The organism is Tannerella serpentiformis (genome assembly GCF_003033925.1).
Classification (GTDB): Bacteria; Bacteroidota; Bacteroidia; order Bacteroidales; family Tannerellaceae; genus Tannerella; species Tannerella serpentiformis.
In genome coordinates, this window is the sequence record NZ_CP028365.1 from 509,927 (window position 1) to 526,939 (window position 17,013).

The window sequence follows — 17,013 nt, forward strand, 5'->3', positions numbered from 1 at the left end:
TCCGATGGGGGCGGATGGGTACCCAAGGTTAGCGAAATGGTTTCCGACAGGGGCGGGTTTGTGTCCGGAGTTCACGAATTGTTTTTCGATGGAAGCCATTGACATGAAATCGCCCCCACCGGAATATGCGGCGGAGGCGGATGGGTGCCCGAGGTTCTCGAAATGGTTTCTGGCGGGGGCGGGGTTGTGTCGGGGGCTATTGTCGTGAGGGGCTTTGCCCCCTATCCCCCACACCCTTTTCTTGTCTTGATACAAGAAAAGGGCGCAAAAGAAAATCAAGCCCCCACCGGGGGCGGGGAGGCTGGCCGGGTACGGGATGGGGCCATTAAAATGGTTTCCGACGGGGGCGGGTTTGTGCCAGGGGCTATTGTCGTGGGGGGCTTTGCCCCCTATCCCCCACACCCTTTTCTTGTCTTGATACAAGAAAAGGGCGCAAAAGAAAATCAAGCCCCCACCGGGGCGGGGAAGCTGGCCGGGTATGGGATGGGGCCGTTGAAATGGTTTTCGGCGGGGGCGGGTTTGTGTCGGGGGCTATTGTCGGCCGTCAGGGTAGGGGCGAATTGCATTCGCCCCAGCACGTACCAACAAGGGACGAGGGCGCCTGACCGAAAATCGCTCGTCATGGATTTGCCCCTGACGGGGCATCTGTGGGGGCGTATGCCATACGCCCCTACCCTACCGGCGGATGGCATGTGCCCGCCGTTGAAATGGTTTCCGACGGGGGCACCTGACGCCTAAGGGCTGTATATGGGTACCAGGCCATCTTGGCCGGCGTCCCTGACGCCTCAGAACTGGAAGTAGATGAAGGGGACGATGTCGGCGCTCTTGAGTTGCAGGACAATGATGATGGCGACCGTGAGGTAGAGGGCTTGCACCAGCGTCGGAGACTGGGTGACCCACCCGCGGACGGTCGTGTCGACCACTCGGGGCATGAAGTGGATCGCGTAGCCGCCGAGGATCAGCAGAAAGACTTCGGTGTATCCGACTACGAACTGGCTGAAGACTTCCGGGTGGAAGGCGGTGAAGATCTGGCGGATCACGTCCCAACCCGTGGCCATCGTGTCGGCCCGGAAGAAGATCCAGCCGAAGCATACGACGTGGAAGGTGATGAGGACGCCGCAGACGCGCCGAAGTGGCGACATCGTGTCGCCGGTAGGGCGGAAGCTGGGGAAATGGTTCATCATGAACTTATGAACGGCTAGCGCTGCCCCGTGAAGTCCGCCCCAGAGGATGAAGCGGCCCGATGCGCCGTGCCAGAGTCCGCCGAGGAGCATCGTAAGCATGAGGTTGACGTACGTACGGACGCGGCCGCGCCGATTACCGCCGAGACTGATATATAGGTAGTCCTTGAGCCAGGTGGAGAGCGAAATGTGCCACCGTCGCCAAAACTCCGTGATGGTGGCCGACTGGTAGGGGGAGTCGAAGTTGGTATTGAAGCGGATGCCCAGCAGCAGGGCGATGCCAATGGCCATGTCGGAGTAACCCGAGAAGTCGCAGTAGATCTGAAGCGCATAGCCGTAGGCGCCGACGAGGTTCTCGAGGCCCGTGTAGAGCGTCGGGGCGTCGAAGATGCGGTCGACGAAGTTGACGCTGATATAGTCCGAGATGACGCTTTTCTTCAGCAGGCCGCAGATGATGAGGTAGAGCCCTTCGCCGAGCGTCTCGCGGGTCACGACGGGCGTCCGGAACATCTGGGGGATGAAGTCGCGGGCCCTGACGATAGGTCCGGCCACGAGTCCGGGGAAGAAGGAGACGTAAAACAGGTAGTCGATCCAGCGTCGGAGCGGCTGGAGCTCACCGCGGTAGACGTCGATGGTGTAGCTGAGCGATTGGAAGGTGAAGAACGAAATGCCGACGGGCAGGAAGATGTCCAACGGCTCGTAAACCGTGCCTCCGACGGGAGCCACGCCGAACCAAGAGCCCATGCTCTGACCTATGGCGAGGAGGGTCTGGAGGAGGAAGTTGGTGTATTTGAAGTAGGCCAGCATGCCCAAGTTGATGACCAAGCTGAGCGCGACCCAAGCCTTTCGTCCAGCCGGGCGGACGGTGGCGGCGAGGGCCCGGGCGATGAGAAAATCGGACGTGGCGGTGAAGACGAGAAGCAGGAACCAGACGCCGCTGCTCTTATAATAGAAGTAGAGCGAAAAGAGGACGACGTAAAGGATGCGGGCGGTCGTCGTGTGGCGCAGGGCGCGATAACCGATGTAGAAGGCGATGAAAAGGAAGAAAAAGAGGCCTGTGCTGAAGAGCATCGGGCTCTCAGGCTGATACGCGAAGAGGGCGCGGAGGCGCTCGAGGCTGAGGTCAAGGGGTAGGCTGTGGATCATTTTCGTTTACGTTGCTGGTAATCCAATGCACTGCGGACGAGTGCCTTGTACAGTAGCCGCCCCTGCTCCCTATAACCGGAGGCGCTGTAATGCACACGGTCGTGCGAGAAGAGTCCTTCGGCTTGCCACCGCTCGCACGAGCCTGCGCCGCCGGTCATGCCGTAGAGGTCGAAGCAGGCCAGACCCTCCCGCGCGGCATAATCGAGGATCGCCTCAGCGGCCTCACCGACGTGCACGTTGCGGGTATAGCCCCGCGTGACGGTGGTCGTCGTGCGACGTTTCTTGCCCTTGGCCCGCCGAGTGACGGTGGTTCGCGCCGCGAGGTAGTTTTCGGCCGGAGTAGTGAGTACGATGGTCGTCAGGGGCATGTATCGCTGGGCCAGTCGCACGAAGCGGTCTACGCGCGTGATGAAATCGGAGGCCGAGAAGTGCGTGCCGTACGATTCGTTGGTGCCGAGCGAGATAATGAGTATGGCAGGCTCCAAGAGCGAGAGCTGGCGGACGAATCGCTCGGAGGTGTACTGCGAATAGGTGGCTCCGTTGCGACCGATGGCGTGATAGACCACCCCGGGGCGCCCGTTGAAGAGCGAGAATCCGTAGTAGCAGCTCGCGCCCGTGACTGAGGTGGGAGCCTCACTGCGGCTGACGCTCTGCAAACGGAGCTCGCGCACAGCCTCGGGCAGGAAGAAGCTATCCACCGTCAGGTCGGGCGCATAGGTATCCTTGCCCCAAGCCGTCCGCGCATTGCGGATCCCCTCCGGGAGCATGGGTCGGGCGTACTCTCCGCGGTACATCAGCACCTGCGTGAAGTCGTCGTCCGCCCCATTGACCGCGATCGTGAAGTCGATCGTGGCGGCATCCGTCTGCAAGCCCATGCCGCCCAGCCCCCACGGCGTGCCCGACTGCGGACGCGTGCACCGCCCGACGCTCCAGCTCTTCACTTGCGAGAAAATACGATAGTCCGAGGGGCCATTTTCGCGTGCAGGCCGGTAAGGTGCGATCCATCCGCGGCCGGCATTGCCAAAGGTGCGCCGGAGCAGATTCATAGTCTCGTTCGTATAGAATCCGCCCTGGATATGGGAGTCGCCCAAGTGAGCGATAGGCAGTACGGTGTCTTTACCATTGTATAGGCTGAGCAGATTCTCCCAGAACTCGTCCAGCGTGTGCCTCGGATCAATGATGCGACAAAGCGAATCGACGGCAAACGTCATCGTGAGGTCGACCTGATCCGTCAGGGGGCTGGTCTTCTTCTTTTCGGGGGCAGCTTTTTCCGCTGCAAGGTTCCTGTTTTCAATCGGCGAATGCGGCCTTTCGGCCTGGGCTGCCGTAGCCATACATAAGCAGCAGAGCGCCGCCCAGAAAGGTGCCCTGTTAGCGCTGCGTTTTTTCCAGATTGTCATATAGCGTTTTCTCTAAAATGATTGCGTCGTAGAGGGCATTGGCCAATTCGCGGCCACCCTGAAAACTGAGGTGTGTATAATCCTTGGCCGCCCAATTGCGCTTCACGTAATTGACCATGCCATCCTCTCCGCCCATCGCCTCGTAAACGTCCCAGAAGGCTACTCCCGCCTCGAGGGCCGCCTCACGTTGCGCGCGGCGAAGATTCTTCACGGCCGACATCGTGTGGCGCTCTCCGCCGACCACTTTACTGCGGTCCGAGACACCCAAAAGCAGCACGTCGGCCCCTGGGAAACAGGTGCGGATATGTTTAATGATGGCCACCATCCGGTCTCGGTAGAAGCCATAGTCCTTCGTTCGTTCGACGGCCACATTCAGGCCGTATTGGATCACGATCAGGTCGTAGGGGCGTATGCCCTGCAACGCTTGGCAGCGCGCTACGTCCAAGTTTTCCAGCGGCAAACCGGAATTACCTCGCAAAGCAAAATTGTCCACTACCACTCCACGGTCATCCTCTAACGCAATGCCCAACGCTTGCAACCCTTGCGCATGTGTAAAGGCCAATTTGCCCTCCGTAAAGGAGCCCTTCGCCACATATTGCCCCACGCCGTCGGTCTCTGGGAGGCGCGCAGTGAATGTATCCCGCCCCTCGTTGCATATCCAGCGGAGGTCTGTCGCTCGATTGCTTGTGTAGAGGAACTTGAGGGTACCGACACTCTTCAAGTGGGGCATATAGTCGGTCGTTTCGAAGGCTATTGTCGGGGCATCGTTCGCGGCATCGAACAGGAGGCAAGAAAGGAGGTACTTCGGCTTACGGTCGGAGAGTATGGAGCGCGTCGTCCACCCCTTAGAGCGCAGTCGGACAGTCGGGCGAAACTGTGCCACCTGCGATGACACCGGCACAAAGCCTACGCCTCGGCCACCAAATCGCGCTTGCATCCGCTCGCGGAAGTCGGCCGTGAGGATGTCACCCTCGATGAAGGAGTCGCCGAGGAACGCCACGCGGACGGGTCGGCCTAACGTGCTGATACCGTTCAGCGCAGCGAAGAATCGCCGCAGTCCGATGTGCCCCACGGAAAAGTCTTCGACGACTGCCTTGAGCGTATCGCCCCGCAATTGAGCCATGATGGCCCTATACATCGAGTCACGGTACGCCAAACGTTCACGGTCGGCTGCACTCAACCCCGTGGAGTCGCCGCGCAACAGTACGGAGTCGGCTCTGGAGAGGTTGCTGTCCTCGTCTTCATCCTCGCTCCCGACTCTAAGGTCGGAGAGCATATCCATTTTCTTTATGCTTAGGCCAAACAACTCGTCTGGCAACATGTAGAGCGCCAGACAGGCCGCTGCTGTTACCAGCAGGATCAGTACCAACTGCCCGGAGCGATCATTATTCTCTTGTCCCATTCTTTCCAAAAAAGCGGGGCCAAAGGTAGACGCAGTTTTGAGAAGCCGTTTTGAATTTATTGGGTGATTGTTTCATGGAGGTGTTTGAGTGGATCTTTCTCCTTTCTTGCTTCGGGCCTATCGAGGCCTGTTTCTGCCCTTTTGTTCCCTCATTAATCCTCACATAGCTCGCTATGCTCGTCTCATGATGAAACAAAATCATCAGAAATATGCTCTAGGGTAGCCTCCGAAATAAATTCCAAACAGCTTCTGATCCCCTAAAGGCCCGCCGCACGAACATCCATGAAGAGTGCCTCCTCTTCACGCGGCGAGGGGACGGACCCCTACGAGGAAAAATGGGCCGAAGAGGAATACCTTTGTAAACCCTCACAGAGAGGGAGTCCGCTCTCCATTCCCTGGCAAGAACTCATAAAAACATGCTCATACATAACATATCAACAAGTGACTCTATGAAACGGATATTTCTACTGATGACGATCGCGACAGTGGCTTGGGCCATCGTGTCGTGCCGGTCAAACCAAGATCTTACCCCTTCCATCGAATTTGCGCCCTACATCTCTGCCTATACGGGGGGTGTCATCGGCTCGGATGGGACGATACGCATCGAATTGACCGAAGAACAACAGATTGTACAGATGGGCGAGGAAGTGAAGGACGATCTCTTCGACTTTTCTCCTGGTCTGAAAGGCAAAACGTATTGGGTCAACAGTCGCACGATTGAGTTCGTGCCTGATTCTGGGCAATTACGCCCGGGGACACTCTACAATGCGACCTTCCGCTTGGGGCGTGTGATGAAAGTGGAGAAGAAACTGGATGCGTTTCGCTTCTCCTACCGCGTACAAGCGCGTGACTTTACGGCGCGCATCACCTCAACCGACATCACAGCCTCGGCCCCGGACCGCGTGACCGTGTGCGGCGAGCTTAGACTGAGCGAAGCGCCCAAGGCGGATGAGGTCGCGAAGATGGTGACGGCCAAACATGACGGCGATAAGCCCAAGGTGACGGTCACAAGGACGGAAGACGCCCGGGTGTACCGCTTCACCGTCTCGGAAGTCGCCAAAAAAGAGGCCGACACGGAACTCCCAGTGACGATAGACGGCAGCCCTTTCGGCGCAGACCATAAGGAGACGCTCCGAGCTACCATCCCGGGCACGAAACCCCCTTTCAAGTTGATGCAAGCCGAGATGATCGACGAGCCGGAGAGTGGCGTCTGCCTGACCTTCTCCGCCCCCGTCTCCACGACGCAAGATGTGAACGGTTTAGTCACTCTCCGGGCTGGCGAAGGGGGATCTGACGGCGCTGTATCCTACACCTGTCAGGTGCAAGACAACAAAGTGCGACTTTTCTTCGAGCGGCGGAGCGATTTGAAGGCTGTCGCCATCGAGGTAGACGGTGCGCTGCGCAGCATGGCGGGTGATGCCTTGACGGCTTCCTCGTCCGTGCGGCTGGAGGTGAAATCGCTCAATCCGCAGGTCGAATTCCTGTCCGAGGGGACGATTATGCCGAACGCGGAGCAGCTCATTTTGCCTTTCCGAGCCGTAAATCTCTATGCGGTAGACCTAAAAATTATCCGCATTTTCGAGCGTAACGTCCTGACCTTCTTACAGGACAACTCGCTCGAGGCTTCCTCCTCGTCAGAACTCCGGCGGACGGGTCGACTCGTCTATCGCAAGATGCTCAGACTCGACAACGACGCCACGAAAGACATTCACAACTGGGATAATTACTTCATCGACCTCAGCAAACTCATTCGTCAGGAACCGGGAGCCATCTACCGCGTCGTGCTTTCGTTTAAGCGCGAGTATTCAGCTTATCCCTGCGACAGCGTCGAGGGTGGTGCGCGAAATTTAGGCCCTGCTGGCATGACGCGACTGGATGAAAACGAGTTGGGAGAGGCAGACGAGGCCACGTGGGACAAGCCACAAACCTATTACTCCGACGGCGCAGACATCGATTGGGATACTTACCAGTGGGAAGAGCGCGACAATCCGTGCTCGGCCAGTTATTATATATCGTCAGACCGTATGGCGGCCACGAACGTACTTGCCTCGAACTTAGGGCTTATCGTCAAGGCCAATGCGAATAATACGCTCTGGGTAGCAGTCTCTAATTTGATCGATACGAAGCCTTTGTCGGGCGTAGAAGTGACGGTTTACAACTTCCAACTGCAACCCATCGGCAGCGCAAAGACCGACGAAAATGGCTTTGCCGAAATCAAGACGAAAAATAAGCCCTTCGCCCTCGTGGCTACCGCTTCGGACAAGCAAAAAGGCTACCTCCGACTCGTGGACGGGGAGGAAAACATGCTTAGCCGCTTCGACATTGGCGGCAAAGAGACTGAACGCGGACTGAAAGGCTTCATCTACGGCGAGCGTGGCGTATGGCGGCCCGGTGACACCCTCCACGTGACCTTCATGATGGAAGATCGCGAAAAACGTATCCCTCAAAATCATCCCGTTTCGATAGAGATCTTCAATCCGCGTGGCCAATTCTACACGAAACAGATCTCCGTCAGTGGTGTGAATGGCATGTATGTTTTCCATATCCCCACCCGACCGGATGACCCTACCGGACTTTGGAACGCTTACGTGAAAGTAGGCGGTGCCAGCTTCCATAAGGCGCTGCGGATCGAAACCGTAAAGCCCAATAGGCTCAAAATCAACCTTACGCTGCCCGGTCAAATCTTGCAAGTGTCCCCGCTGCCGGTGCCGATGAACCTTGAATCGGCCTGGCTGACCGGTGCCGTGGCGCGTGGGCTAAAAGCTAAGGTGGAGATGTCCCTCACGAAGGTGCCGACGCAATTCAAAGGCTACGAAAAGTACACCTTCGACAATCCCGCAGCGGCATTCACCTCCGGTACGACCGATCTTTTTGACGGCGCACTGAGTGATGTGGGAAAAGCATCCTTCCTCGCCAACCTGCCTACGGCATCTGATGCACCTGGCATGCTGCAAGCCAACCTCACTTGCCGAGTCTTTGAACCTGGAGGTGACGCAAGTCTCTTCACGCAGAGCATTCCATTCTCTCCTTTCCCCGTTTACGTCGGCGTCAAGCTGGGCAATTTCGACCAAGGTCAGACCCTTGAGACGGATCGGGATCACCACTTCGAGGTAGTCACCCTCTCGCCCGATGGCAAGCCTCTTAACCGCCAAGGACTGGAATACAAGATCTACAAAGTGAACTGGAGCTGGTGGTGGGAGCATGACGACGAGACGTTTGCCTCTTATCTCAACAACGCATCTATCGTCCCCGTCGCGGCGGGAACAATCAACACGGTGGGAAGCGGCAAAGCCGTGATCCCCTTCCGAGTCAACTATCCTGAATGGGGTCGCTATTTGGTGTATATCAAGGATCGCGAGGGTGGACATGCCACGGGCGGCACGATTTACGTGGATTGGCCCGAATGGCGCGGTCGCTCGAACAAATCTGACCCTAACGGCATCAAAATGTTGGCCTTCGCGCTCGATAAATCGTCTTACGAGGTGGGTGAAACGGCCACCGCCATCATTCCTGCCTCTACCGGCGGACGCGCATTGGTCGCCATTGAAAATGGTACGGAAGTGCTCCATCGTGAATGGGTCAACATGGCCGCCTCGGGCGATACGAAATACAGTTTTAAGGTCACCGAGGGCATGGCGCCCAATGTCTACCTCCACATTACCCTCATCCAGCCTTACGCACAGACTGCTAACGATCTGCCGATCCGTATGTATGGCGTGATGCCCGTCTTCGTGACCCATAAAAATTCCATCCTGAAGCCCTTGATCGTCATGCAAGATGTGTTGAGGCCCGAAGCGGACTTCACTGTGCAAGTCAAAGAGCAATCAGGCCGCCCGATGACCTACACGCTGGCTATTGTGGACGATGGACTCCTCGACCTGACCAATTTTCAGACTCCCGACCCCTGGAATACCTTCTACGCCCGCGAGGCGCTCGGTATTCGCACCTGGGATATGTACGATTTCGTCATGGGCGCCTATGCCGGCCGTCTGGGATCCCTCTTCAGCGTCGGGGGCGACGAGTCTCTGCGCCCAGTAGAGTCAAAAGCGAACCGGTTTAAGCCTGTCGTGAAGTTCCTTGGGCCTTTCGCGCTGAAGAAGGGAGAAACACAGACGCATAAGCTCAAACTTCCGCCTTATATCGGATCTGTTCGCGTCATGGTAGTGGCCGGACAGGAAGGGGCGTACGGACGTGCCGAAAAAAGGGTGGCTGTGCGTGCGCCGTTGATGGTTCTTTCGTCTTTGCCTCGCGTCGTGAGCACGGATGAGGAAATTCTTTTCCCGGTGAATGTCTTTGCGATGGAGAGCGGCGTGAAAAATGTGACCGTGAAAGTGGAAACCACGGGCAAGTTGCGACTTACTGAAGGCTCCAGCCAGTCCGTCACGTTCGCGGCACCTGGCGATAAACCCGTGTTTTTCAAGCTCCGATCGGGTCTGACCACTGGCATTGAACGCATAGTCGTCACCGCTACCGGCGGCGGACACTCCTCCAAGGAAACGATCGAAATCGGCGTCCGCAATCCCAATCCCCCCATCGTAAGGATCGACAGCCGCCTCATCGCTGCGGGATCCACCGGTCTCTTGACCTATCAAACGGGCTTCGGCGGATCATCCGAGGGCTGGGCAAGCCTCGAAGTGGCTCGCATACCCTCTCCCAACCTCAGCAGATGCCTCGATTTTCTCAGCGATTACCCTCATTACTGCACAGAACAGGTCACTTCTGCCGCCTTACCCCTTCTTTACGTCGGTGCTTTCCGAGAATTGGATAAGCGCGAGGCTGATGCCATCCGTGAAAACGTCCGCCGCGCCGTCCAAGACCTTTACAGCCGACAATTACCCGGCGGTGCCTTCACGTATTGGCCTGGTGGCTTGCAAGAAGACGAGTGGGCGACCTCGTACGTGGGCACTTTCCTCGTTTTAGCCCGCGAAAAAGGCTACGAGGTGAATGCTGGCGCACTGAATCGGTGGAAATCGTACCAGCGACGGGCTGCACAGGGGTGGAGGCCGGCCGCCAAGGCGCCTTCACGCTTTGCTATCGACCAGGGAGACCTTGTCCAGGCTTACCGACTCTATGCCTTGGCCTTAGCAGGTGCTCCCGAGCTGGGCGCGATGAACAGATTGCGTGAGAGTCGCACACTTTCGATGCAGGCACGGTGGCGTCTCGCCGCAGCGTATGCTTTGGCGGGCAAGCCGAACATAGCTAACGAATTAATATTCAGAATTCCCCTCGCGGTGGCGACTTACGATTGGAGCAATCCGACGTACGGGTCGCCGGAGCGTGATCAAGCCATGATATTAGAGGCGCTCGTGCTGATGGGGCGTGATCGGGAGGCGTTCGAGCAGGCTCGACGCGTGTCGCAAAGCCTTACCACGTCGCAAGAGTTCGCTACCCAGTCCACGGCTTACGCCCTCTTGGCCTTAGGAAGACTGGCCGAACGCACGTCGGGCAGCCTTCAGTTCGATTGGAGCCTAAACGGCGGCAAGCAACCGACAGTCAACAGTCAGCGGACCCTCTTCCGCAGCCAGTTGCCCACCTTCCCGCCCGTAGGACTCGTCTCCGTCAAGAATAACGGCAAGGGTCAGCTCTATGTAAGCCTCACCACGAAGATGATACCCCTTCGCGACTCCCTGCCAGCCATCTCCGAAGGCCTCCGCATGGAAGTCACCTATACAGATAGGTCCGGGCGTGCCCTCTCGGTGGATCGTCTGCCGCAAGGAACCGATCTCGTGGCCGTGGTCAAGGTATCTAACCCCTCGGCGGTGTCCGACTACACCAATCTAGCCCTTACCCAGATCATACCCTCCGGTTGGGAGATCTACAACGAGAGGCTTATCACGCCGGAAGACGTCGAGTCGGGCGCCTCAGCCACATCCTACACGTATAGAGACATCCGCGACGACCGCGTACTGACCTACTTCGACCTCAAGAGAGGCGAGACGAAAACGTTCCGCGTACGATTGCAAGCCTCATACGCCGGATCATTCATTCTACCCGCCATCCGTTGTGCAGCCATGTACGCCCCCGGCGTGCAAGCCCGCACCCGTGCCAGTCGCGTAGTCGTAGAGCGATAAAGAAGCGGAGAGATAGGTCGATACACCCGCCTGATTCTATGTCGCAAACGGCATCTTCCGAGAGGAGGTGCCGTTTTTTTGTACCGTTCCCTTACGTTTAGATCGTTATGCCCCCAAAACGCGATACGTTTTCAGATTATACGATCGTTATATCCCAAAAACGTGATGCGTTTTGCGCATTCGCCATCCTTTGGATGACGTCCGGTGGGGCGTATGCAATACGCCCCTACGTAGGACCCCAAAAAATCAATGCGTTTTCTATTTTCATCATGTACCCGGTTAACTTCCCCGGCCTCGGCAGAGGCCTTGATTTTCTTTTGCCTTCTTTTCTTGTATCAAGACAAGGCCCCTACCGGGGCAGGGAAGTTTTTCTCGGTACATTTTTAAGATCAATCATGTACCCGGTCAACTTCCCCGGCCTCGGTAGAGGCCTTGATTTTCTTTTGCCTTCTTTTCTTTCATCAAGGAAAGAAAAGAAGGTAGGGGCATGGGGGCAAAGCCCCCGATTTTTATGCCCCAAGATCAATATATCCGGAAAATGTGATCCGTTTTCGGATTATTAGATCGTTATATCCGAAAAATGAACCGCGTTTCCATCATTCATCGAATATGAATCTCCAAAACGTGACGCGTTTTCGGATTGTTAGATCGTTATAATCTGAAAAACTGACACGTTTTGCGCATTCGCCATCCTTGGGATGGCGTTTGGTTGGGCGTATGCAATACGCCCCTACATGGGATCTCAAAAAATCAACGCGTTTTCTGATAACACGGTAGGGGCGTATTGCATACGCCCCACAAACGTTCCATCTATGGATCTAATAACCTAAAAACGTGATGCGTTTCCATCATTCATCGAATATAAATCTCCAAAACGTGATGCGTTTTCTGGTTATTAGATCCTTATATCCCGAAAACGTATCACGTTTTCCACATTCATCATCATTAAAATGGTATTCGGTGTAGCGTATTCTTCTTGCCTCTACCTTCTTTTCTTGTCTTGATACAAGAAAAGAAGGCAAAAGAAAATCAAGGCCTCTACCGAGGTCGGGGAAGATGGCCGGATACATGATGGAAATAGAAAACGTGACGCGTTTTGGGATTATATGATCGTTATATCCTGAAAAATTGACGCGTTTCGTGCATTCGCCATCCTTGGGATGGCGTCCGGTAGGGCGTATGCAATACGCCCCTACATGAGATCTCAAAAAATCAATATGTTTTCCGGTAACACGGTAGGGGCGTATTGCATACGCCACACAAACGTTCTATCTATGGAACGAATATCCTAAAAACGTGATGCGTTTCTATCATTCATTGAATATGAACACCAAAAACGTGATGCGTTTTCTGGTTATTAGATCCTTATATCCCGAAAACGTATCACGTTTTCGACATTCATCATCATTAAAATGGTATTCGGCGAAGCGTATTCATCATGCCTCTACCTTCTTTTCTTGTCTTGATACAAGAAAAGAAGACAAAAGAAAATCAAGGCCTCTGCCGAGGCCGGGGAAGATGGCCGGGTACATGATGAAAATAGAAAACGTGATGCGTTTTCTGGTAACATGGTAGGGGCGTATTGCATACGCCCCACAAACGTTCCATCTATGGAACGAATAACCTGAAAACGTGACGCGTTTTCTGATTATTAGATCCTTATATCCCAAAAACGTATCACGTTTTGCGCATTCTCCATCATTGGTATGTCGTCCGGTGGGGCGTATGCAATACGCCCCTACATGGAACCCCGAAAAATCAACGCGTTTTCTGGTAACATGGTAGGGGCGTATTGCATACGCCCCACAAACGTTCTATCTATGGAATGAATAACCTAAAAACATATCATGTTTTGCGCATTCGCCATCCTCGGGATGGTGTCCGGTGGGGCGTATGCAATACGCCCCTACCCTGACGGTCTAAAAATTATCGTGCCTAAACCTTGCTACTTAGTAGGAAGTGAAAAACGCGCCGCGTTTGGGACTTGCTACCTAGTAGGAAGTGAAAAACGCGCCGCGTTTGGGACTTGCTACCTAGTAGGAAGTGAAAAACGCGCCGCGTTTGGGACTTGCTACCTAGTAGGAAGTGAAAAACGCGCCGCGTTTGGGACTTGCTACCTAGTAGGAAGTGCGAAACACGCCGCGTTTGGGACTTGCTACTTAGTTGGAAGTGAAAAACGCGCCGCGTTTGGGACTTGCTACCTAGTTGGAGGTGAAAAACGCGCCGCGTTTGGGACTTCCATCTTAGTTGGAAGTGAAAAACGCGCCGCGTTTGGGACTTCCATCTTAGTTGGAGGTGCAAAACGCGCCGCGTTTTAGTCTTCCATCTAAGATGGATGTTTTGCCTTCGCCGCGTTTTGCTGATCAATCAAAGTATTTTAATGTAAAACTTCGTGTAGATGGGGTCTTTTCCTTTTTTGAAGTGGTGCTTCTTTTTGAGATGGATAATCAGTGTATCAATGACTTATTCGACCTACCTTTGTGGCCACTTACATCAGACATAGATCTCATCACACGCAACAAAATGACCGTATCCAAGATGAAAGAGGCCGTATGGCAAGACGATAATTGCATCCTTATCAAGGGAGCAAGGGTCAACAATCTGAAAAATATAGATGTACGTATCCCGAGAGACCGATTCGTGGTCATTACAGGGCTTTCGGGCAGCGGAAAGTCGTCGCTGGCTTTCGATACGCTCTATGCCGAGGGCCAACGTCGCTATGTGGAGAGTCTGTCGGCCTATGCCAGGCAGTTTCTTGGCCGAATGAGCAAGCCGGAATGTGATTATATTAAAGGTATACCCCCGGCCATTGCCATTGAGCAGAAAGTGAGCGTCCGGAATCCCCGATCGACGGTCGGGACGTCGACTGAAATCTATGATTACCTCCGATTGTTGTTCGCCAGACTGGGTCGTACTTTTTCGCCTGTCTCTGGACAGGAGGTGAAGAAGCATCAAGTGTCTGATGTAGTCGAAAAGGCGCTCTCCTACCCGACTGGCACTCGGTTGGCGGTCTATGCGCCGATCGTTTTGCCGGAAGGGAGGACGATGAAGGAGCAACTCGAGATCTTGCAAAAAGAGGGTTACACGAGAATAGAGGCGGGCGGGCGCGTGATGCGCCTTCAAGAGGTGTTGGAACAGGAAAAGTGGCCCACGGAAGGGGTATATATTTTGATTGACCGCCTCGAAGTGTCCGACGACAAGCTCTTTAGGAACAGATTAGCTGACTCCGTGGAAACGGCTTTCTACGAAGGGCATGAGACATGCCGCCTCAGCGTCTACGCTAAGCCTGGGGCCGATCCTGAGGTCCTCGAATTTTCCAAACGTTTCGAGGCTGACGGCCTGACGTTCGAGGAACCGACCGAGATGATGTTCAATTTTAATAATCCGATGGGCGCCTGCCCGCAATGTGAGGGCTTCGGACGGGTAGTAGGTATCGATGAGGACCTTGTGATCCCGGATAAAAACCTGTCGGTCTATGAGGGCGCGGTCGCGTGCTGGAGGGGTGAGGTGATGGATCAGTGGCGACGCGATTTTATGCGGACGGCATCGAAAAAGGACTTCCCGATTCATCGTGCTTATTACGATCTAACGGATGAGGAGCGCCATCTGCTCTGGCATGGGGCAGAGGATGTGAATGGCATCGACGATTTTTTCGCAGACGTGGAGGTCAATGTGTATAAAATACAGTATCGCGTGTTGCTTGCGCGATATCGAGGAAAAACGACTTGCCCCACGTGCCACGGGACGCGCTTAAAACCCGAAGCGCTCTATGTCCGCGTCGGCGGACGGACAATCACCGAACTGGTATCTATGCCCATCACCGAACTACGTGCTTTTTTCTCCGATTTAAGGCTCAACGAGACCGAGGCAACGATTGGAAAGCGACTATTGGCCGAGATCACGACCCGGATTCAGTACCTTCTCGATGTGGGACTCGGTTACCTGACGCTCGATCGCCTATCTGCGTCGCTTTCAGGCGGCGAGAGTCAGCGCGTCAGCCTATCCACCTCGCTGGGAAGTAGCCTCGTGGGCTCGCTTTATATACTCGACGAACCGAGCATTGGTCTCCATCCGCACAATACGGATCAATTGATCCGAGTGCTCCGGCAATTGCAGACGCAGGGCAACACGGTCGTCGTAGTAGAGCATGACGAGGAGATTATTCGGGCTGCGGATTACATTATTGACATCGGCCCAGCCGCGGGAAGGCTTGGTGGCGAGGTGATATATCAAGGCCCGGTCAGCGAAATAGAAAAAGGCGCCAAGGAGAGCTTCACCGTGCGCTATCTGACGGGGGAAGAGCAGATTGAAGCCCCCGACGCGCCTCGGCTCTGGAACGAATTTATCGAAGTACGGGGCGCTCGGAAAAACAATCTGAAGCAAATCGATGTCAAGTTCCCACTTCACGCCATGACGGTCGTTACCGGGGTCAGTGGGTCGGGAAAAAGCTCGCTCGTTCGGGATATTTTGTATGAGGGATTGAAACAACTCTTAGACGATGCGCCTCTAACCGTGGAGTGCCTCGCTATCGAGGGCGATGTGCAGCATATCAAGAACATAGAGTTCATAGATCAAAATTCGATCGGGAAAAGTTCGCGGTCAAATCCCGTCACTTATATCGGGGCGTACGAAGAAATACGGAAACTCTTTGCCGAACAACCGCTTTCGAAGCAAATGGGTTACACACCAGCCCATTTCTCGTTCAATAAGGAGGGAGGTCGCTGCGAGGAGTGCAAAGGCGAGGGACGGATCACGGTCGAAATGCAGTTTATGGCCGACATCACGCTCGAGTGTGAGGCTTGTCACGGGCGGAGGTTCAACGCCGACACGCTGGAGGTGGAATATCACGGGGTGAACATTTACGACGTGCTCGAGATGACGGTTGCACAGGCAATGGAGTTCTTCAGCGCGCAGAAGGACGACAAACAAGCCAAGAAAATAGTCGCTCGCTTGACGCCTTTGCAAGAAGTAGGCTTGGGGTATATCAAACTCGGGCAATCCTCGTCGACCCTATCTGGAGGCGAGAACCAGCGCGTCAAATTGGCCTACTATTTAGGGTTAGAGAAGCAGCATCCGGCGACGATGTTCATCTTCGACGAACCTACGACTGGCCTTCATTTCCACGATATTAAGACCCTACTCAAAGCCTTCTCCGATCTGATCCGCCTGGGGCACACGGTAGTTATTATTGAGCACCATCCGGACGTAATCAAGTGTGCCGACTACGTCATTGACCTCGGTCCCGAAGGCGGGAAAGCCGGTGGACACCTGATCTGTGCCGGCACCCCGCGCGAGATTGCCGCCTGCCCCGAGTCCCTAACCGGCCGCTACCTCAAACTTTAGCAACTCATCAACGGTATATGTCCGCGATCGATCCACGGTTCGGGCCATTCGTTCCATAAATGGAACGTTTGTAGGGCGTATGCAATACGCCCCTACCTTGTTACCCGAAAACGTATCGATTTTTCAGGTCTCTGTGTAGGGGCGTATTGCATACGCCCCACCAGACGCCATTTTAATGATGGCGGATGCCGAAAACGTGATACATTTTTGGGGTACAAGGATCTAATAATCCCCAAACGCATCACGTTTTGGGCATTCATATTCAATGAATAATGGGAATGCGGTTCATTTTTCAGATATAACGATCTATTAATCCCAATACGCGGTACGTTTTCTGAATATATTGATCTTGGAGAATAAAAATCAGGGGCTTTGCCCTCATACCCCTACCTTCTTTTCTTTCCTTGATGAAAGAAAAGAAGGCAAAAGAAAATCAAGGCCTCTGCCGAGGCCGAGGAAGTTGACCGGGT

Annotated in this window: 5 protein-coding genes; 2 read left to right on the forward strand and 3 right to left on the reverse strand. The window is 54.8% G+C overall.

The genetic code is table 11. The annotated features are described in order from the left end of the window. Positions 1-785: 785 nt before the first annotated feature. The 3 genes from C7123_RS02070 to C7123_RS02080 form a co-directional block, all read right to left on the reverse strand. On the reverse strand, positions 786-2,252 hold the full coding sequence (locus tag C7123_RS02070; RefSeq protein ID WP_237269341.1) for an MBOAT family O-acyltransferase: 1,467 nt from the start codon (positions 2,250-2,252) through the stop codon (positions 786-788). Positions 2,253-2,323: 71 nt separating this feature from the next. Continuing rightward, positions 2,324-3,727: a GDSL-type esterase/lipase family protein gene (locus tag C7123_RS02075; RefSeq protein ID WP_083206924.1), complete on the reverse strand. Its 1,404-nt coding sequence runs from the start codon at positions 3,725-3,727 to the stop codon at positions 2,324-2,326. Beyond that, on the reverse strand, positions 3,699-5,129 hold the full coding sequence (locus C7123_RS02080; RefSeq protein ID WP_069175627.1) for a GDSL-type esterase/lipase family protein: 1,431 nt from the start codon (positions 5,127-5,129) through the stop codon (positions 3,699-3,701). Before C7123_RS02080 ends, C7123_RS02075 begins: the two co-directional genes overlap by 29 nt. A gap of 449 nt (positions 5,130-5,578) precedes the next feature. Here C7123_RS02080 and C7123_RS02085 point away from each other — a divergent pair, with 449 nt between their 5' ends. Together C7123_RS02085 and uvrA are read left to right on the forward strand one after the other, a co-directional pair. After that, positions 5,579-11,200 carry an alpha-2-macroglobulin family protein gene (locus C7123_RS02085; RefSeq protein WP_069175628.1) on the forward strand — a complete coding sequence of 1,874 codons (5,622 nt, stop codon included), beginning with the start codon at positions 5,579-5,581 and terminating at the stop codon, positions 11,198-11,200. Positions 11,201-13,723: 2,523 nt separating this feature from the next. Then, entirely contained in the window at positions 13,724-16,543 is a 2,820-nt protein-coding gene (gene uvrA / locus C7123_RS02095) for an excinuclease ABC subunit UvrA (protein WP_237269259.1), read from the forward strand. Positions 16,544-17,013 lie beyond the last annotated feature (470 nt).